Origin of the sequence: Paenibacillus sp. YIM B09110, from assembly GCF_037167145.1 — a bacterium.
In the GTDB taxonomy this organism is placed as follows: domain Bacteria; phylum Bacillota; class Bacilli; order Paenibacillales; family Paenibacillaceae; genus Pristimantibacillus.
Window position 1 is genome coordinate 75,481 of sequence record NZ_JBANSP010000017.1, and the last position, 20,552, is coordinate 96,032.

Consider the following 20,552-nt stretch of genomic DNA (forward strand, 5'->3'; position numbering starts at 1 on the left):
CTTAATTGCAGGGGACATCACGTTTTGGCCGTCTTTTGAAAATTTCTTGGCGTATACCCTGTCAGCTTTTTGAATTGCCGGCAAAAGTGTTCCACATTTTGATATCCGCATCGGGAAGCGATCTCAACAATGCTTTGGGTGCTATGAATCAGATATTCTTGCGCTAATCGGATTCGATATTGAATGACGTCATCCATGCAGGAAATTCCAAATGTTTTCTTATAGAGGTTCTGAAGATAGCCCGGACTTATTTGGAGATAATCCGCCATTTTCGAAACCGTCCAGCAGTCACCCGGATCGTTTTGAATCGCTGTTCGAATCTTTAATAGATTGTAGTATTGAGGCGTAATGACATGATGAGAATAGGATTCCAATAGCTTGTTAAACAGCGTCCGGAGCAAATAGTCGATGGAAGATTCCTTGTAATCGCGATTATAGTTGTGTTCGATGACTAGCAGTTCAAACAGCTTATGGCAATAGTCAGGATCGTTGATGGAAAAAGGAACGCCAAGCGGAAGCGAGGATTTCGTAATATAAGATTCATTGGATTCGAAGCGGATCCAGTCATTGACGAAATAATCAGAACTGGCTTGGTAATAAACTTTTTGCTTTGGGCGGTAGAGGACGGCGCTGTGTGCAGGGTATTCCTTAACATCGCCATTGACCCAAAACCTCGCAGGGGTCTTAGTGATCACAAGGAGCCAGTGATAACCTACGGGCACATCAATAACAAAATTGCTTGCGTGTGTTGTATTGCTTTCAACATAGTATATATGAGCCATCCGTACCCCTCCATGTTAGCATTTCTACATTATATCATGCTGACCTAGCAAGAAGCTCTGATAGTCGTAGAAACTAGAATTAGAGAGGTATTTATACAGAGTTTGTCGGGTTGTGAACTTGTCTTGAAGTCGATAAATTGATGTAAGAGAGATGCCGAACGATTATTCGCAATGCAATTAAGAAATAAAAAGGTTATCCGATTAAGAAAGCGGCGGTCGTCCCTCGAGTTCAATAAGGGAGAGAACGCCGCTTCTGTTTTTCTTAAGCGATTCCTATTTTTTCGAAGAGAGAGGGTTGCCTGCATGCATAGCGTAATTATTGTCGACGATGAAATCTATTTCCGTAAAGGCTTTATAAGGATGATTGATTGGGAAGGAAACGGATATCAGGTCATTGGCGAGGCCGACAATGGAGAGGATGCGCTTGAGATGATCCGGGATAAAATGCCCGATCTAGTCATCACCGACATTCGGATGCCCGTTCTGGACGGTCTTGCCTTAATCCAGGCGGCAGAGGAAGAGAAGCTTGATACGGAATTTGTCATTATTAGCGGACATAACGATTTCACTTATGCGCAGCAGGCGGTTCGTTTCGGCGTGCTCGATTACGTGCTTAAGCCGGTGGACGAGGAGGACATCGCTCAAGCGCTGGGCAAGCTGCGGGACAAGCTGGCGAAGAAACGACAGCTTCAGGAGCGTCGACGCAAGCTGCTAAGCGAGAAGCAGATCGAAGCGCTCATACGCGGAGAATCCGCAGATGACGCAGCGGAGGCTTGGATGAAGTACGAGACGTCAATTGGTTCTCGAACGTTTACATACACGCTGATCGAGCTGAACAATGTTCACCCATGGAGCGACAAGAAGCAGCCGTCGACGGATGAGCTGAGGGCAAGTATTCGGGCTGCGGTGCGGCAGCTGGCTCCAAGCGCATCCGATCCGATTCTTTATGAGCATCGCCGAACATACGGGTTGATCGTTACGAGTATGCATCTCTCCGAAGCCGGAGGCAGCGTACATGCGTTTATGGAGCTTCTGTTATTGCGGTTAAACGAGCAATTCGGACTTGAATACCGCGCCTATGCGGGAACAACCGTCCAGCATTTGAGTGGTATCAAGGAATCGTATACAAGTGCCAAGGAAGCAATGAGCTGCAAATATTACAGAAGCGCCGATCGCGTCATTGCCTCTTCGGACGTGAGCGGAACGGAACTTATTTATAGTCAATTGGACGACGACATATGCCGAAGGCTGGTAGAGGCGGTTGAAGAGAACGATTCGTACGAGATGAAACAGGTCATCGACTCGTTATTTTCGGAGTTTCGCAGCAAACGCTATTCTCCTGAAGCAATCAAGACCAGCATTGTCCAATGCGTGCTTGTGATTTGCAAATCGATTAGGGGCATGGAGGGGGACGAAACCGAGCTTGCTTCCTTCGAGCCGGTCATTAATTGGCATGATCACAATGTTACGTTGGAGGAAATCAAACGCTTGCTTACCGCATTCGTCTTCGAAGCCGGCGGTATGGTAGGCGAGCTGTATCGAACCTACGGCAAGGGCAGAATGCATAAAATCAAAACGTTCGTGGATCAGAATTATAGCAAAAATATTAGTTTGAAAAACATTGCCAGCCAATATTATATGAACCCCGCATATTTGGGACAGCTCTTCAAAAGAAATTACGGCTTGTACTTTAACGATTACTTACAGAAGCTGCGGATCGCGGAAGCCAAAAAATTATTAAGGATGAAGGACTTGCGAATCTATGAGGTGGCTGAGCGGGTAGGCTTCAACAATCCCGATTATTTCGTAACGCAATTCGATAAGCTGGAGCGTATGACGCCGTCCGAATATCGAAACAAATTAGATCTGCAATAGATTATTCGGGGTGAAATCAATAATTAGTGAGGAATTCGATGCAGTTAGGCGGGTAAACGAACGATGTAATCGCTTTTATACTTAGGTTGTACTTACATTTAGATGAGAGAGGGGTAAGAAGAATAGTGAAGAAAAACAAAGTATTGCTTCTCAGCCTGGCTGCTGCCTTGACGCTGTCCGCCGTGACGGCCTGCTCCGGCAACAACAACAACAAAAACACAGACAAACCATCTGCAACAAACGCCGCAACCGGCGACAATGGCGGATCGGAGCCGACGAAGGAAAAGGTAACGTACACGATCTATAACGGCGTGGCCGGATCCAAGGACGGCAACACAAACGAGACGACGATCGGCAAAATGCTCGAGGACCAAACCGGCGTCAACTTCAAGCTGGAGTTTCTCGTAGGCGACTTGAACACGAAGATCGGCACGATGATCGCGGCGAACGAATATCCGGACGTGCTTATTCCGGACGCGGCGATGGAAGAGGTAATAAATGCCGGCGCGTTCATTCCGCTTGACGATTTGATTGAGAAGCACGGTCCGAACATCAAGAGGGTATACGGGGATGCGCTCGACCAAATGAGATCGTCTGACGGCGAGCTATATATTCTACCAATTGCCGCTCAGGTAGGCGAGTTTATTCCCGATCCGGAAGCGGGCTCAGGGTTCTGGATTCAGCGCCGCGTGCTCGAGGAAGCGGGCTATCCGGTTGTTAAGACGCTTGATCAATACATCAAGCTGATTGAGGACTATGAAGCGAAGCATAAGGACGAGAAGCTGACAGGCCTCATTTCGCTTACGCATGACTGGAGATTCTTCGCAACATCCAATGTGCCGATGCACTTGATGGGTTATCCGAATGACGGCAACGTCATGATCAACGCGGATACGTTGGAAGCGAAGACGTACGCAGGCGACGAAGGTACGAAAAAATGGCTGCAGACGCTCAATGGCCTGAACGCAAAGGGTTTATTCGACAAAGCTTCGTTCGTAGATAACTACGACCAATACATTGCGAAGTTGACGTCGCACAACGTGCTTGGCTTCTTTGATTACAAATGGCAAGTGGACAATGCGCTTAACGTGCTGAAGGATGATGCGCGCAAGGATCCTTCTCTCGATAAGTACAGATACTTCCCGCTGCCGATTACGTTCGACGAGAGCATTACTGACGCTTACATCGATGCGGAAGCAGGCGTTGTTACTAACCGCGGTATCGGCATTACGGTCAGCGCCAAAGATCCGGTCCGCATAATCGAATATTTTGACAATTTGTTGAAAGAAGAGAACCAAATCCTGACGTCGTGGGGTATTAAAGGCGAAACGTACGAGGTTAACGAAGAAGGCCGCTTCTACCGTACGCAGGAGCAAATCGACAAAATCAACGAAGCGTTCAACGAGACATTCGGCTTTAAATATTATAGCTGGAACTGGCCAAGCTACGGTGCCAATTCTACGCTGTCTGATGGTAATGCCAAGGGCGTAAACGTTCAGCCTGAATATTTCCAAGCGAGCTTGACGGAAGCGGATAAAGTAATCTTGGAAAAATACGGCGCTCAGACCTATTCTCAAACGTTCGCAAAGCCAGTATTCCGCCCATGGTATCCGGCATGGGGCTTCGCGAAGGAGCAAAATTCGCCGGAAATCATGTGGGAAACGAAAAAGGACGAGTTGACGAAGAAGTACTTCCCTAAGCTTGTACTTGCCGATCCTGGCAAATTCGACTCGATATGGGAAGAGTACATGAAGGAGTTCGGCAAGCTTGATACGGCCGGCTATGAGAAGTGGACGACGGAAAAAGCCAAGGCGAAGGTTGAAGCTCTTAAATAATGGATGACGGAGATAGGCCGGGTTTAACATATCGATACTAATTCGATCAGTGTCCGGCCTATTCCTATTGTTAGGGCAAGATGCTTCGGTACCGGAAGGAGAGAAAATGATGGAGTCCAATACAATACAGACAACGAGCCGGCCGCCAATAAACAAGAAGCCGAAGGGAATCAAGCAGTTCTTTGCGAAGCTGCTGCAGCAGCGTGCGCTCGTTATTATGACTGTGCCATTTTTGTTATGGCTAATTCTATTCAAGTACGTTCCGATTTGGGGCTGGACGATGGCTTTCCAAGATTTCAAGCCTGCACGCGGGTTCTGGGAGCAGAAGTGGATCGGCTTTCACCATTTCGAATTTTTGTTCGGGGACGATCGGTTCCTTCGGGTACTTCGCAATACGCTTGCGATGAGCACCATTAATCTTGTGTTTGGTTTCTTGACGGCAATTACGCTTGCGCTGCTGCTGAACGAATTAAGGAAGGCAGCCTTCAAGCGAGTCGTACAGACCGTTAGTTATTTGCCGCATTTTATTTCATGGGTCGTGGCGGCCAGCATCATCCAAACGACGTTGTCGCCGGACGGTATCATCAATGAATTGTTGGTTTGGCTTGGGATTGTGAGCGAAGGAAATGAAATCTTATTTTTGGGCATTCCTGAATATTTCTGGACGATCTTCGGAGCAAGCTCGATATGGAAGGATATCGGATGGAACACTATCGTTTATTTGGCCGCTATGACAACGATAGACCCTGCACAGTACGAAGCGGCAGAAATCGATGGCGCGAACCGGCTGCAAAAGATGACGTACATTACGCTGCCGGGCATTAAATCAGTCGTCGTCGTATTGTTAATTATGAATATCGGATATTTGCTGGATTCGGGATTTGAGCCGCAATATTTGCTGGGCAACGGCATGAACGTGGACTATTCCGAGAACATTGATATATTTGTCTTGAAATACGGCATCGCGCAAAGCAACTTCGCCCTTTCCACCGCGGCAGGCATGTTTAAGACAGTGGTCAGCTTCATCCTGTTGTTCGCAGTGAACCATATTGCGAGGCGCATGGGCGAGGCAAGACTATTCTAGAACAGGAGGCATATAAATGGCTGCAAGCGATGTGAAACAGAACAAGAAATACAAAATCAAAGCACCGATGGGCGATCGCATATTCGACATCTGCAACTATACTTTTATGATTTTGTTGATGGTCGTCACCCTATATCCATTTCTTAACGTATTGGCCGTATCGCTTAATAGCTCGCAGGACTCGCTTAAAGGCGGTATTTACATGCTTCCTAGGGTGTGGACGCTGGACAACTATCAATACATTTTCAAGGAAGCGACGATTTTCCATGCGACTCTAATCTCGATTTTGCGTACGGTTATCGGAACGGGCTTGACGGTGATATGCTCCGCGATGGTCGCCTATGCAATCAGCCGACAGGATTTTGTGCTGCGGAAGTTTATTACGCTTGCCTTTATATTGACCATGTATTTTAGCGGCGGCCTGATTCCTACTTTCTTATTGATGAGAGATTTGCATCTGGTAGGCAGCTTCTGGGTGTATATTTGGCCGGGCTTGATCGGCGTCTTCAACTTAATCATTATCCGCTCCTTCATCGAAAACTTGCCGGACAGCATTCTCGAATCGGGAAAGATCGACGGTGCCGGTGAATTCCGGACATTCTTCAGCATCGTGCTGCCGCTGACGACTCCCGTACTTGCTACTGTCGCCTTGTTCTCAGGCGTCTATCAATGGAATTCCTGGTTCGACGTCTTCTTATACAACTCTTCACATATCGACTTAAGCACGCTCCAGTATGAGCTGCAGAAGATTTTGCAGAACTCCAACACGACTGCCGGTACAACGGGTATGGACGGCATGATAAGCGGCGCGAGCGGAGCTCAGCAAAATAGAGTCACGCCGCTAGCTGTACGGGCAACGATGACGATCGTCGCTTCCGTACCGATTATCATGGTGTATCCGTTCTTGCAGAAATATTTTGTCAAAGGCATGATGGTGGGCGGCGTTAAAGGTTAAGCAACCGTGAGCAAGCACCCGGACTGGGTGCTTGCTTTGTTTTATCGCTCTATGATTGCTGCTTACGCTTCGAACCTAGAACTTGACGGGTAATGACTAAGAGATAGGCAGGTTGTTCCTTGCCCTAGTTGACATTACTATGTACAAATATAAGAATGTATAAAATTTGCTGTTTATACTGTTCTTATATTTCTCCGCGAAACGGTTGCAAACGCCGACAAAGGAGGACGATAGCCGTTTACGCTTGATTAACAGGGAAAGAGGTGACAGCTTGCTGACCGTTAAGAAGCGTCTTGGACTCGCAGTTGCGCTCCTTGCCGCGGGCACGGCAATATTTCTCTTCTACCAATCACAGATTGGCCGGAACGAATCGGAGCAACAGCCGTCTGAGGTTGTGTTATCGGCTTACCTGAATGAAGAGACGGTAGAATTAAGCAAGGAGAAGGATACAACCTATGAAGTGAAATTATTGATGGACGACTTCCCGGTTGAGCAAGAAGTTGTCCAAATTCGTGCGCTGCTGAACATTCCAGCCGCGTTCGAAGTCGATGCAATCGTCCCGAACCCGAGCAACGTTTCGACAGCAGCCGTCGCGTTCCAGCTTACGGAGGAAGGGCTGGAACTTCGAATGGGGAATGACGACGGCTCACTTCTTGCATTTGCGAACCTTGACGGCAGCAAAGAGCTGGCAACAATTACATTAAAACAAACACGGGGGTTGATTGTGAAAATGAATAAGGAATTGAAAGTAAGCAGCCTGGAAATCGTGGATTCCGGTAACAAAAGCACAGCATATGACGTTAGCGGAGCGTCCACCGAGATGGTCTATGAACCGCCAGCAAGCGCGATCGGCAAGCTTCCGCAAAACGGAAACCCGCTTGTGTCGCATAAATTCGGTGCCGATCCTTACGCAATCGTCTACAATGACCGCGTCTACATCTACAGCACCTATGACGTACTGGAGTACGACGAGGCTGGAGAAGTGAAGGACAACACATATGGGTCAATCAACCGGTTGTCCATTGTTTCCTCCTCGGACTTAATGAACTGGACAGACCATGGCTTCGTCGTCGTTGCAGGAAGCGAGGGAGAGGCGAAGTGGGCAACTCAATCCTGGGCGCCGGCAGCGGCTCATAAAGTGATTGACGGCAAGGACAAGTTTTTCCTGTACTTTGCGAATAACGCCAGCGGCATCGGCGTACTGTCGAGTGACAGCCCGACCGGACCGTGGATTGATCCAATCGGGAAGCCTCTAATAGCAAGATCGGCGCCGGAAGCGGAGGGCGTCACCTGGCTGTTCGATCCGGCCGTACTGGTCGACGACGATGGCACGGGATATATCTATTTCGGCGGAGGCATTCCGGAGGGGAAGGAAGAGAATCCCGATACGGCCCGCGTTATGCAGCTTGGCGACGATATGATCAGCGTCGTCGGTGAAGCGGCCGTCATTCCAGCGCCTTTCATGTTCGAGGATGCAGGAATCAACAAGGTCGGCGGCACTTATTATTATACGTATTGCTCGAATTTCTACGGAGGCGTTCGACCGGAAGGAAGTCCGCCGGCTGGAGAAATCGCCTATATGACGAGCGATCATCCGATGGGGCCGTGGACATATCAAGGTACGATTCTAAAAAATCCGGGTCACTTCTTCGGCGTTGGCGGCAACAATCACCACGCGATGTTCCAATTCCATGACGAGTGGTATATCGCTTATCACGCGCAGACGCTGTCCAAGGCGATGGGCGTTCCGAAAGGCTATCGTTCGACGCATCTGAACAAAGTAAGCTTTGGCGCGGACGGCGTCATTGGGGAGATCGAAGCCGATCTAAAAGGCGTTCCGCAGCTGAATAAGCTTAATCCATTCATTCGCGTAGAGGCGGAGACGCTTGCATGGAGCGCAGGCATCGATGCACTGCCGCAGAAAAGAGATGATAGAGGAACGGCAGTCGCAGAGGTTGCGATTGCAGATATTCATAATGGCGATTGGACGGCTGTTGCAGGAGTGGACTTTGGGGATGGCGCATCCACGTTCACCGCGTACGTAGCTGGCGGAAGCGATGATGCTGTCATGGAGCTTCGCCTGGACAGTGCGGAGGGTGTCTTGATCGGCGCGCTTGCCGTGCCGCAGTCTGTCGGATCTGCAAGCTGGGCAGAAGTGAAGACGGCAGTCGCAGGGGCGGAAGGCGTTCACGATCTGTATTTTGTATTCAAAGGCAAGGCCGATACAGAGCTGTTCACGTTCAATGCATGGCAGTTCGGCAAATAAAATAGGGTAATAGATTTGAGCAGCGCCAGTCGGATGGGATCCGGCTGGCGCTGCTCGCTTCTTGTCACCAATTCGCAGCCGCCCCGTCGTGTAAGTGCATATATGCTCTTACAGATCGAAGCTGGGTTTGAGACTGTGTCTGTAAGTGCATATAGGCCATTACAGAGCGAAATCAGATGTTTGAACCGGCTGTTCTCCTCGTGTAAGAGCCTATATGCTCTTACGGATTGAAGCTGGGTTTGAGAATGTGACTGTAAGTGCATATAGGCCCTTACGGAGCGAAATCGGCTGTTTGAACCGGCTGCTCTCCTCGTGTACGAGCCTATATGCTCTTACAGATTGAAGCTGGGTTTGAGAATGTGACTGTAAGTGCGTATAGGCTCTTACGGAGTCATTCCGCAAGTTCGAGCCCACCAGCTGTCCCGTCGTGTAAGCGCGTATTTGAGCATACAACCCCAAAATCTATCGTTTATAAGGTGAACGAACAAGAAACGAACAGGTACTTCTCCAGAAATGAAAACGTTAAAATAAATACAGACAACGAGAATAAATGAGGAGGTTAGCGATGTCGGCGAAGATAAAGTTACCGAGTGAAGCAAGCGGCGAGACGATACTGAAGGCGATCGGCCTTAAGCGGACATTCGGCAAAGGCAATGCCGCCGTCACCGCGTTATCGGACGTCCATTTGGATATATCAGCCGGATCGATGGTGGCGCTTAAGGGCAGATCGGGCTCAGGCAAGACGACATTGCTGAATATGCTTAGCGCGCTTGACGAGCCAACGGAAGGACAGGTGTTCTTTCAGGGCAGAGAAATTACGCGTATGCCCGGCAAGGAGAGAAGCGCAATAAGACGCAAGGAAATCGGCCTCGTATTCCAGTCCTTCGGGTTGTTTCCGCTCATGAACGCCTACGAGAATGTTGAATTTGGTCTGCGCGTTGCAGGTACGCCGTTCAAGGGCAATCGGGAGGCGGCCGAGCAGGCGCTGGAGCAGGTCGGAATGAAGGATAGAATGAAGCATCGTCCGGCCGAGCTATCCGGCGGCGAGCAGCAGCGCGTAGCAATCGCACGAGCCATCGCTCACGAACCTGTATTGCTAATCGCGGACGAGCCAACGGCCGAGCTAGATAGCCGAATGGGCATACAAGTGATGCGGGTATTCCGCGAGCTCGTCAACCAATCCGGCATGACGGTCGTTCTCACGACGCATGACCCTGGCATTATGGAGCTTGTCGACCATGTCATTTCATTGGAGGATGGAACAATTGTATCGCATACGAACAACGAATAACGGAAGCGGGAAAATGTTTACGTCAACGGGAAGAGCGGCAATCGCGCTCGCTGCCATATTGGCGCTGTCCGGATGCGGACTGCTCCCTGCCGAGCAGCAAGCCTTGCAACCGCCGCTTGTACAGCCGGCACAAGAGCAGCTGGATATCGTGGAGGTTAGCCGTGGGTCTATTCAGACGTATCTCAAAGGGACGGCGCACTTTGTTTCCTCGAGCGCGGAAAATTTGTCGTTCAAGGAATCGGGTGGCCGGCTCAAGTCGATCAAAGCGGCAATCGGCCAAGAAGTGAAGGCTGGCGATCTGCTCGCGGAGCAAGAAACGGGAGATCTTGAGCTTCAGGTTAGTCTGCAGCGTCTTAACGTGGAACGGGCGGAGCTGATGTATAAGCAAGCCCTCGATGCTGATGCAACGCCGATCGATCTGCGTCTGCGTGAAATCGATCTTGAACGCGAGAACATTTCGCTGAAGTCCATGGAGACACGCCTTTCGAAATCGAGGATATTCGCAACGATTTCCGGAACGGTAACATTCGTGGAAACGTTGAATGCGGGGGATTTTGTTAACGCTTACCAATCCATCGTATCGATTGCGGATACATCGCGCATGCAGCTTACGTATGTCGCGGGAGATATGAAGGAAGTACAACCGGTCGAAGCGGGCATGCCGGTCAATCTAAAGTATAAGGGCAAGGAGTACACGGGCAAAGTGCTGCAATCGCCTTCTAACGTGCCCATCGGTACAGATGGAGCCAAAGCTGAGCGCAACGCCGTAACCCTGTTCATGAGCATGGATAATGCGCCGGACGGCATTCATATTGGCGACAGCGCCGAGCTTACGATTGAACTGCAGAAGCGCGAGAACGTCATCGTTCTGCCTCGCTCTGCCATTCGTTCTTATATGGGACGTTATTACGTGCAGGTGGCGGAAGGCGAACGCCGCAAGGAGGTCGACGTTGAGGTAGGACTGATAACATCGACCGAAGCGGAGATTGTCAAGGGACTTGAGGAAGGCCAGCAGGTTATCCTGAACAACTAACTAACAATGAAGACCAGTTACAAGCATGTAGCTGGCGCAAGGATGGGGTGTACGCATGGCCTTATGGACGATGATCCTCCGCAAGATGGCAAACAACAAGTGGCTGCAGCTGAATCTATGGATCGGCCTCACCGTATGCGTGGCCTTATTCAGCTCTATGCCGCTTTATTCGGAAGCGATCCTGCAGCGGACGCTGCAAAAGGAGCTGCAATCGGTGCAGCTTCAGGAAGGCGTGTATCCGGGATATATTCGCATCGGAACGACCGTATCCTCATCGGCGATGGACGAGAAGACAATCGAGGCCATTAAGCGTGCCGACCGATTCGTGCAATCGATACCGGGCAGAGCAGGTCTTGAAGCTTTATCCGTCTATCAGCAGCGCTTCACGCAGCGATTGAAGGTGTACGGAGCTGACGCTACGGATCAGGAGAAGCAATCGCAGAAGACGGCGGGCAGCATAAAGTCGCTTTCCGGCATGGAGAAGCGAGTGCGATTAATCGACGGCGTGATGCCGGCCGTTCGGGCTGACGGCATATACGAGGCGCTGGTTACGCAAAAGTTTCTGATCGCTACGAAGCGAGACCTCGGGGATGAACTGATCGCCGAAGCGCCGGACAAAACGAAGTTCCGTGTCATTCCGGTTGGGATTATGGAGACCAATCCTGCAGCCGATCCTTATTTACCTTTCCTAACATCGGAGGACAGCGACGGATTTATTATTCCATTCGATCAATTTGAGAGCGATTTCATACTTGGAGGAAAGACGAAGCTAGCGAGCCTGGATTGGCGCCTAGCCTTGAAATACGAACAATTAACGATTGATAAGATTGATGCATTCGTACAGACCGACAAGGATATCAGGCGATATTTCCGCGGTCGCATTGGCGTCGATGAGGTTAACATCCCTGCTGTTTCAACGGTCGATTCTTATCAGGGCAAGCAAGAAAAGCTTGACGTGATGATGCTTTCTCTTTATTCGCCGGTTATGCTGATGCTTGCCTTCTATCTCTATATGGCGGCGAATCTCATTATCGAACGGCAGAAGACAGAGATTTCGGTCCTGCGCAGCCGCGGGGCAAGCCGCCTGCAGATCATGACGGCCTATACGTTTGAAAGCTTATTTCTGGGCGTAAGCGCGCTTGCGGTTGGTCCGTTTCTAGGTATTTTGTTCACGAAAGTGCTTGGTGCCTCGAACGGTTTCCTAGAGTTTGTCAATCGATCAGCGCTTGAGGTTAGCTTGACCAGCAGCGCCTACTTCGTGTCATCGGTGGCGGTGGCTGCCGCATTGGCGTTGATCTTGATTCCGGCGTTCATGGCGACAAGGGTCAGCATCGTCAGTCATAAACAGCAGAATGCGCGCCATAACAAGCTGACTTTCTGGCATAAAACAGGCCTTGATTTTATCCTCGTCGGCATTGCCGTATATCTGCTCTACAATTTCAACAAGAGACAGGAGGACTTGCAGCGGCTAGGTCTCGATTCAGACGCTTTCCAGCTCGATCCGATGCTGTTCCTAATGCCTTCGCTATTCGCGCTCGGAGGCGGTTTGCTTCTGCTAAGGGTATATCCATGGTTCATTCGTCTTGTCTATCTGGCTGGACGCAGATGGTGGTCGCCGGCGCTTTACAACACGTTAGTACAGATTAGCCGATCATCCGGTCAATACCAGACGATCAAGCTATTCCTGATCATGACCGTCGCGACCGGACTTTTCAGCGCGAACTCGGCCCGCACTATTAACGACAACATGGAGAGCAAGATTCAATACAATATCGGCGCGGATATGACCATTATGACACGCTGGGAAAGCGATTCGCGTCCATCGACCTACCTGTCGTCCGCTCCTCAGCAGGTCGAGGCGGCTGCGTCCAGCTCGAACCGGGTTCAATACATCGAACCGCCGTTCCAGCCGTTCGAAGAGCTGGAAGGAATCCTTGCGAGTGCCAAAGTATTCAAGAAAGAAAATGCGCGGTTCGTAACCCCGTCTAGCGGAACAAGCGGGGCGACTACTCTTGTCGGCATCGACACGATGGATTTCGGCCAAACGGCGTGGATGAAGGACGGACTTCTCGATCATCCCATTAACGGCTACCTTAATCTGCTCGCGCCTAATACAAAAGCGGTACTTGTTTCTCGCTCGATCGCGGAGAAAGCAAAGGTGAAGTTAGGCGATACGATTGCCTTGTCTTGGGATGGACTTGATCAAGCTCCATTCGTCGTATATGGCATTATCGACTACTGGCCGAGCTGGAATCCGCTTCCGAACGGCAATAACAACGATAAGGAGAAGGTTGCTCAACCTAACTTAATCGTCGGCCATCTCGGCACGATTCAAAAAAGGCTTGTCGTTGAGCCTTACGAGGTATGGCTGAAGCTGAAGGACGGCGTTGCAAGCCAAACCGTCTACGACCAGCTGGCGGAGAAGAAGCTAAAAATCATTAACCTTCAGGACGCCACGCAAGAGCTGATTCAATCGAAAAACGATCCTTTTAGACTTGCGATCAACGGCGTTATGACGCTTGGGTTCGTCATCTCGATGTTAATCAGCTTCTTTGGCTTCCTGCTATTCTGGGTGCTTACGCTGTCGGGCAGAACACTTCAATACGGTGTGCTGCGGGCAATGGGCATTCCGTTCGGGCAAATTATCGGCATGCTCGTCAGCGAGCAATTGCTGACGTCCGGAGCGGCGGTTGTTCTAGGCGTCATCATCGGCAATACGATAAGCGAGTTATTCGTGCCATTATTCGAGATCTCATTCTCGACGAAGGATCAAGTTCCGCCTTTCGAAATGATTCAACAGCTCAGCGACTATCTGCAGCTGTATAGCATTGTCGGCATTACGCTGACAATAGGCCTGTTAATCCTTGGTTACCGATTATCGAGAATCCGAATTGCGCAAGCACTCAAGCTTGGAGAGGAGTAAACGATGATTAAAAGCGAAGGACTCGTCAAAATTTACAAAATGGCTGATCTTGAGGTGTTCGCCTTGCAAGGTCTTGATCTGCAGGTCGAGGACGGCGAGCTGATGGCGATTATCGGCAATTCCGGCAGCGGCAAGTCAACGCTCCTGAATATGCTGGGGGGCCTAGATAAGCCGTCCGCCGGCAAGCTGTTCGTAGACGGCAAAGACTTGCTGAAGTTCGGCGAGAAGGAGCTGGTGGCTTACAAGCGCGATACGGTCGGCTTCGTCTGGCAAAATAATGCGCGCAACCTTATTCCTTATTTAACTGCGCTAGCCAATGTAGAGCTGCCGATGCTGCTGCGCGGCAAGCATCGGCGGGCTCGGGCAATGGAGCTGCTGGAGGCGGTGGGGCTTGGCCATCGGATGAAGAATAGGCTGAGCGAGCTGTCCGGCGGCGAACAGCAGCGGGTAGCCATTGCGATTGCGCTGGCGAACGAGCCCAAGCTGTTGCTAGCCGATGAGCCGACGGGCTCGCTTGATACGAAAACATCTAACCAGGTGCTCGATTTGTTTCGAGCGCTCAACCGATCGATCGGCATTACAATCGTGATCGTCACGCATGATCCTTCGCTGGCGCGCAAGGTAGATCGCGTCGTCCAAATTCGGGACGGCAAGACGTCGGCTGAGATGATCCGCAAAGTCTCGTACGCCGATGAGCTGGCCATGCTGGACGCTGAGAGCTCCATGCTGGAAGCGGAGAGCCACACGGAATATGCCGTGCTGGACAAGGCAGGACGGTTGCAGATTCCTTCCGGTTTTCTTGACGTGGAAGGTTTCAAGAACAACAACAAGGTTCGTGTGGAGATGGAGGACGGCCGCATCGTTCTTTATCCCCAGTCAGCGAAGCAGACAGGCTAACCAAGCACCATGTACACTTCCTGCAAGGGGAGTTTGATATGGATATCTGATTGGAGAGAGGTGTTGTTCGCAAGATGAAACGGCTAACAAGGTTGATGGTGTTGGGACTAGCTGCGGTGCTCATGTTAAGCGCTGCTACGGTAGGTTCGACCACGTCCCGGAGTCATGTCCAAGCGGAAGCTGCGGCTTCCAGTGAACCGGCGGTGAATGATGGGATGACAGAAGAGCTCCAGCGTATTACTACAGACTTCGAGGACGGAACGGTACAAGGCTGGATGCCGCGCGGCGGCAATGTCATTTTGTCGGCTTCTGCCGATGCCGCATATTCGGGCGAGTACGGGCTTAACGTAGAAGGAAGGACAGAAGGCTGGAACGGCCCTACCTTTAACGTGACATCGTTCATGCAAGTTGGCAAGACATACGGCATTACGGCGTGGGTTCGTCTTCCCGCAGGCTCGAATGCTTCCGCCGTATCCATGCTCGTCGAACGTACGACGGAAGGAACGCCTTATTACGAGTTTGTCATATCTAAGACAGCTACGGACGGCGGCTGGGTGAAGCTGACTGGTGAATATACGTTGAAAAATGCCGTTTCGAACGCAGGCGTATACTTCGAATCATTCGACAATCCGACGTTATCCTTTTACGTTGATGAATTTGTGATCGAACGAGTGCCAGATCCGATTCCGATCGAGATCGAGCAAGACATTCCCAATTTGAAGGACGTATTCGCGGCAGATTTCCTGCTTGGCTCGTCTTTGCTCGTTAACGAGATCGAAGATCCCGAAGGACCGCATGCGGAGCTGCTCAAGAAGCATTTTAACAGCCTAACCGCGGGAAATGAAATGAAGTGGGACGGGACTGAGCCGGTCGAAGGGCAGTTCACGTTCCAGAACGCAGACAAAATCGTTGATTTCGGCGAGGAAAACGGTATTGCCGTGCGCGGTCATACGCTCATATGGCATTCTCAGACGCCGAACTGGGTTTTCTATGACGAGAACGGAAATTTAGCCAGCAAGGAATTGCTGTTCGCGCGTATGAAGAGCCACATTGACGAGGTTGTCGGTCGCTACAAAGGGAAAGTTTACGCTTGGGACGTCGTAAACGAAGTTATTGAGCCGGGCGATCGTCAGCCAGGCGGCTTAAGGAACAGCTTGTGGTATCAAATCGCGGGCGAGGAATTCATTGAGAAGGCGTTCGAATACGCCCATGCTGCGGATCCCGAAGCGATTTTGTACATTAACGACTACAACACGCATATTCCCGATAAACGCCAATTTTTGTACGACCTGATCAAGCGGCTCCGCGATAAAGGCATTCCGGTGCAAGGGGTGGGCCATCAGACGCATATTGGCATCGAATACCCGGCTGTACAGGAGCTCGATGACATGTTAGCGGCCTTCCGTGATCTCGGCATCGATCAGCAAATTACGGAGCTAGACATGAGCATTTATACGAATGATACGGATTCCTACGAGACGTTCCCGCTTGATTTGCAAATAAAGCAAGCGAAACGCTACAAAGCCATCTTCGACGTGTTCAAAAAGCATGCGGATCAGCTTACGGCCGTTATCTTCTGGGGCAAAGACGATCTAAATACATGGCTTCGCACTTTCCCGGTGGCACGTAACAACTGGCCCCAGTTGTTTGACGAGCGCCTCCAAGCGAAGTATGCGTATTGGGCACTTGTCGATCCGAGCAAATTGCCGGTCGAGATACAGAAGACAAAGGCGGTTGCCGGCGCTGTGAAGGTAGACGGCAAGCTGGAAGATACATGGAAGGCAGCACGGCCTGTCACGATTCAAGCGGAAGGCAGTACCGTCGCTTCTTACAGGACACAGTGGGCTTCGGGGAAATTGCATGTTTGGGTCGATGTGCTTGACGCGACGGTGAACGGCAACGATGCCGTCGAGGTGTTCATTGATGCGAATAACGGCAAGACGGCATCCTACGAGACGGACGATAGGAAGTATACGTTCCGCAGGAGCGGCGCGAATCCGCATAGTCCTGCAGAATATAAATCGGTCAAGACAGCGACCGGCTATGTAATTGAAGCATCCATTCCACTCTCTGGCGCAGCTTTAGGCCAAACGATCGGCTTCGACGTTCGAATCGCTGATCGTTCCGGCAATGTCACCACTTTGACGTCTTGGAACGATATTCATCATAAGCAAAATACGGATACATCGGGATTCGGGGAGCTGGAGATGATACAGGGTCCCCGTCTGGCAAAGGCCGCTCGCGGAACGCCGATCGTTGACGGCAAGATAGACGGTATTTGGAAGAGCGCAACCGCCTTTACGACAAATCGGTGGGTACAAGGAACGTCAGGTTCTACAGCCGTAGTCCGAACGCTTTGGGATGGCGGCAAGCTGTATATTTTGTCCGAGGTAACGGACTCGAAACTAACGAAGCGCAGCGCCAACGTGTGGGAACAGGATTCGGTAGAAATTTTCCTCGATCAGAACAACGCAAGAAGCAATCCATATGACTCGGATGATGGGCAATTCCGAATAAACTTCGATAACGAACAATCCGTTAGTCCTGGTTCTTCCAGCGGAAGACTTGTATCCGCGGCGAAGCGAACGGCTACCGGTTACATCGTCGAAGCTTCCATCGCTTGGACGGGTACGCCGCCGCTATCCGGCAGCTTAGTCGGCTTCGACGTTCAGGTCAACAACGATCAGGACGACGACGGCGTTCGCGATAGTATAGCGATCTGGAACGACACGACAGGCATGACATGGCAGAACTTGTCCGAGATCGGACTGCTGGAGTTTACGAAGTAGTCGAAGGGATATAAATATGAAAGAAAAGACTCGCAGCGAACATGCTGCGAGTCTTTCTACTATCCGGAAGTGGTTGGATTTCATCCAGCCTAACGGGCTAAATGACAACAAATGTACAGTTTGATTGGATTTCCTACAGGCTAATGAGGCTAACTTGGCAGAAACGAGCATTTTGGGTGATTTAGGCTGTATGTTTTCCATTCAAAGGTGTGTGAGGACAAGAAAAGTGGTGGTTTGGCTGGACGATTTCCAATCAGAATGGACACGATCGGATGAAGGGGCTTCCCAGGAAAGCCCCTTTGCTTGAATGTAAGCGGTTACGCAGTAATGGAAAACATTTTACGATATTCGTTAGCGCTTACGCCTGTATACGCTTTGAATTTTTTGTAGAACCAATCCATCTCGGTATAACCGATTTCACTCGCGATTTCATACACTTTCAAGTCAGTATTCTCAAGCAGCATCTTAGCTTTCTCCATGCGCTGTTGCAGCAAATATTCATTGAAGGTCATATTTTCCTGGAACTTGAACTTTTGACCCAAATAAGAGCAATTGAAATGAAGGGTATTCGAGATTTCCTTCAGAGTGATGTTTTGATGCAGCGCCTCTTCTACAAAATCTTTCACTTTCTCGATGATATTCGATTGACCTTGAGATTGGACGTCTTTATTAGCTGGCGTCCATGTTAGCGCTTTATTTTTGTCGACTTCGCGATCAAGCTCTCCCTTTACGGCCAATAGGCTTGACGTCAGCTCGAGTGAAGATACGGGATCAGGTAAATAATCGCTTACTTGGTAATAGAGAGCCTTCCGGGCAAGCTGGAAATCGTTGCTTCCGCCTATTAGTACGATCGGCACACGGCTCTTCTGGCGAATATGTTCGCAGAGATACAAGGCGTCGTTATGAGAGCCGTTCATGCCGATCAGGATAAGCGAAAAATAGTTTCGGTCAAGAAATTCGATGGCGTCCGCAGAGCTGTTCGCATAAGCGTTCAATTCAAATTCGATCCGATTCCATTCCGGCATACGTTGCAACATCTCCATCGACGATGTGGAGTCAAAGTCGACAAGCAGCACTTTATACATGATGGTTACCTCCTAATTGCATTTGCTCAAGCTCAAGCGTACATGGTTTCCCTAATGGGAGAATGACTACGCTTTAATTATGTAAATAGGACGTTAACGATACAATGTGCTTTTCTTTGCATCACCCGCAGGTTTTTACCTCTTGCTTAAAAAACGTTTTTATATGAAATGAAATGATTTCCAACCTAGAATTTGACGGGTGATAGACCTGTTTTCACACAGGTTGTTGCTTGCCTTATGAAAGCGCTACACTTTCGGTGTAGTTCAAAATGTTAAGGGGGATTCGCAATGAAGATTCGCAAATTAATGGTGCTGCTATGCGCGTTTGTACTCGTGCTTTCAGCATGCAGCGGCGGTTCGGGTAAAGGAAATAACACGAACAACGGATCAAACAATGGCACGAACAACGGCTCAGGCAACACAGCCGCGGAGACCGCAGCGCCAGATGGCGGCGCGGCAGAGGAAGAGGTGCTCGGCACGCCGGAGATGGATTTCGACATGGGCGGAAGAACGATTAAAGTCGTATCCTGGTGGGACATGACGATTGCCGAAGACAACCCGGACAATATTCAACGCAAGAAAAACCTCGATGAACTGATGAAGAAGCATAACTTCAAAATCGAATACGTCGCGATCGACTTCGGCGAGTATCAACAAAAAGTAACGGCTTCCTTGCTTGCCGGCGAGCCGCTCGGCGATATCGTCCGTCTGGGCAGAAATTATACGATCCCAACACTGGTGAAGCAGGATCTGCTATGGCCGGTCGACGAGTATACAAAAAACACGAAAGTGTTCAATCAAAAGGCAACGAGTGAGTATTTCAATTACGAAGGCAAAGGGTATGCCTTCACAGAAGGTCAAGGCAACCTCGTTCAAGGCATTTTTTACAACCGAACTCTGATGAATCAGATCGGAATCAAGGCGCTTCAAGATTACGTGAACGAAGACAACTGGAACTGGGATGCATTCGTTCAAGTTGCGAAGGAAGCTAACAAAGATACGAACAATGACGGCAAGCTGGACACATGGGGACTTGCAAACTCCCAGGTCGTGGAGCATGCGATGTATTCGAACGAAGCTCATCTGACTAAAGGCGACAAGCAAAATCTCGAAGACCCGGCTACGCAAGAGACGTTGAATTTCTTGTCGAAGCTTGCAACGGAGAAAGTATACAGACCGACAGAGGGCGGCGACTGGACGGAGCCTGGGCAATTCTTCCGTCAAGGCAACACGCTGATGTACGCCGGCGCTATTTACGAATTGAACGGATTCAAGACAGATATGCCGGATGTGGATATCGGCTTTATTCCATTCCCTAAAGGACCAAGCGCTACTGAATATCATTCCGGCGAAGGTGCTTACCAAGCGCTTACGATTCCGAAAGCAGTCGAGCATCCGGAGCAGTTGATCTACATTTGGGAAAAAATCAACGATATCGATTCCGAATACGATTATCCGGATCAAGCGTCGTTCGAAACGTTGTTCTCGAATGAGGATGACATTAACAATGCGAAGATTGTTGGACCAGGCATGATCGTATTCGACCATGGAACGTATGGCGATGCCTTGAAGTTCTGGGACTTTGTCGGTGAGATCAACAGCGGAGTGTCGGTATCTACGGTTGTCGAGAAGTATAAACCGGTATTCCAAGCTGCTATTGATGCGGTGTACGGTTCTTAACATGTTATAACGTGTGAGCGACAGTCCCCATTTAGAATGATTTCTAATGGGGACTGT

The 20,552-nt window shown here is 50.0% G+C and carries 13 protein-coding genes; 11 read left to right on the forward strand and 2 right to left on the reverse strand.

Annotated features, from left to right (window positions below; translation table 11 throughout):
* Positions 1-17 precede the first annotated feature (17 nt).
* Positions 18-782 carry a helix-turn-helix domain-containing protein gene (locus V8F51_RS22045; RefSeq protein WP_337102666.1) on the reverse strand — a complete coding sequence of 255 codons (765 nt, stop codon included), beginning with the start codon at positions 780-782 and terminating at the stop codon, positions 18-20.
* 303 nt (positions 783-1,085) lie between these two features.
* Here V8F51_RS22045 and V8F51_RS22050 point away from each other — a divergent pair, with 303 nt between their 5' ends.
* The 10 genes from V8F51_RS22050 (at position 1,086) to V8F51_RS22095 (ending at position 17,730) form a co-directional block, all read left to right on the forward strand.
* Positions 1,086-2,657, forward strand: coding sequence for a response regulator transcription factor (locus V8F51_RS22050; RefSeq protein ID WP_337102667.1), 1,572 nt, complete (start codon positions 1,086-1,088; stop codon positions 2,655-2,657).
* Between the two features lie 125 nt (positions 2,658-2,782).
* Positions 2,783-4,492, forward strand: a complete 1,710-nt coding sequence (locus V8F51_RS22055) for an ABC transporter substrate-binding protein (protein ID WP_337102668.1) — start codon at positions 2,783-2,785, stop codon at positions 4,490-4,492.
* A 109-nt stretch (positions 4,493-4,601) separates the two neighbouring features.
* A complete protein-coding gene (locus V8F51_RS22060) occupies positions 4,602-5,576 on the forward strand; it encodes an ABC transporter permease (protein WP_337102669.1) in 975 nt (324 codons plus the stop codon).
* Positions 5,577-5,592: 16 nt separating this feature from the next.
* The gene (locus V8F51_RS22065; protein ID WP_337102670.1) at positions 5,593-6,531 is read left to right on the forward strand and encodes a carbohydrate ABC transporter permease; all 939 of its coding nucleotides are present in this window, start codon (positions 5,593-5,595) and stop codon (positions 6,529-6,531) included.
* Between the two features lie 244 nt (positions 6,532-6,775).
* On the forward strand, positions 6,776-8,797 hold the full coding sequence (locus tag V8F51_RS22070) for a glycoside hydrolase family 43 protein (protein ID WP_337102671.1): 2,022 nt from the start codon (positions 6,776-6,778) through the stop codon (positions 8,795-8,797).
* Positions 8,798-9,362: 565 nt separating this feature from the next.
* Positions 9,363-10,088: an ABC transporter ATP-binding protein gene (locus V8F51_RS22075; protein WP_337102672.1), complete on the forward strand. Its 726-nt coding sequence runs from the start codon at positions 9,363-9,365 to the stop codon at positions 10,086-10,088.
* Positions 10,063-11,121 (forward strand): efflux RND transporter periplasmic adaptor subunit, encoded by a 1,059-nt coding sequence (locus V8F51_RS22080; RefSeq protein ID WP_337102673.1) that lies wholly within the window; start codon positions 10,063-10,065, stop codon positions 11,119-11,121. The genes V8F51_RS22075 and V8F51_RS22080 overlap by 26 nt, the downstream gene beginning before the upstream one ends.
* Before the next feature lie 55 nt (positions 11,122-11,176).
* Positions 11,177-14,044 carry an ABC transporter permease gene (locus V8F51_RS22085; protein ID WP_337102674.1) on the forward strand — a complete coding sequence of 956 codons (2,868 nt, stop codon included), beginning with the start codon at positions 11,177-11,179 and terminating at the stop codon, positions 14,042-14,044.
* A gap of 3 nt (positions 14,045-14,047) precedes the next feature.
* Entirely contained in the window at positions 14,048-14,941 is an 894-nt protein-coding gene (locus V8F51_RS22090) for an ABC transporter ATP-binding protein (protein ID WP_337102675.1), read from the forward strand.
* A gap of 74 nt (positions 14,942-15,015) precedes the next feature.
* A complete protein-coding gene (locus V8F51_RS22095) occupies positions 15,016-17,730 on the forward strand; it encodes an endo-1,4-beta-xylanase (protein WP_337102676.1) in 2,715 nt (904 codons plus the stop codon).
* A 317-nt stretch (positions 17,731-18,047) separates the two neighbouring features.
* Here V8F51_RS22095 and V8F51_RS22100 read toward each other — a convergent pair whose 3' ends face one another.
* Positions 18,048-18,815 carry a helix-turn-helix domain-containing protein gene (locus V8F51_RS22100; RefSeq protein WP_337102677.1) on the reverse strand — a complete coding sequence of 256 codons (768 nt, stop codon included), beginning with the start codon at positions 18,813-18,815 and terminating at the stop codon, positions 18,048-18,050.
* Between the two features lie 288 nt (positions 18,816-19,103).
* Between V8F51_RS22100 and V8F51_RS22105 the strand changes: the two genes are divergently transcribed.
* Positions 19,104-20,495 carry an ABC transporter substrate-binding protein gene (locus V8F51_RS22105; protein WP_337102678.1) on the forward strand — a complete coding sequence of 464 codons (1,392 nt, stop codon included), beginning with the start codon at positions 19,104-19,106 and terminating at the stop codon, positions 20,493-20,495.
* Positions 20,496-20,552 lie beyond the last annotated feature (57 nt).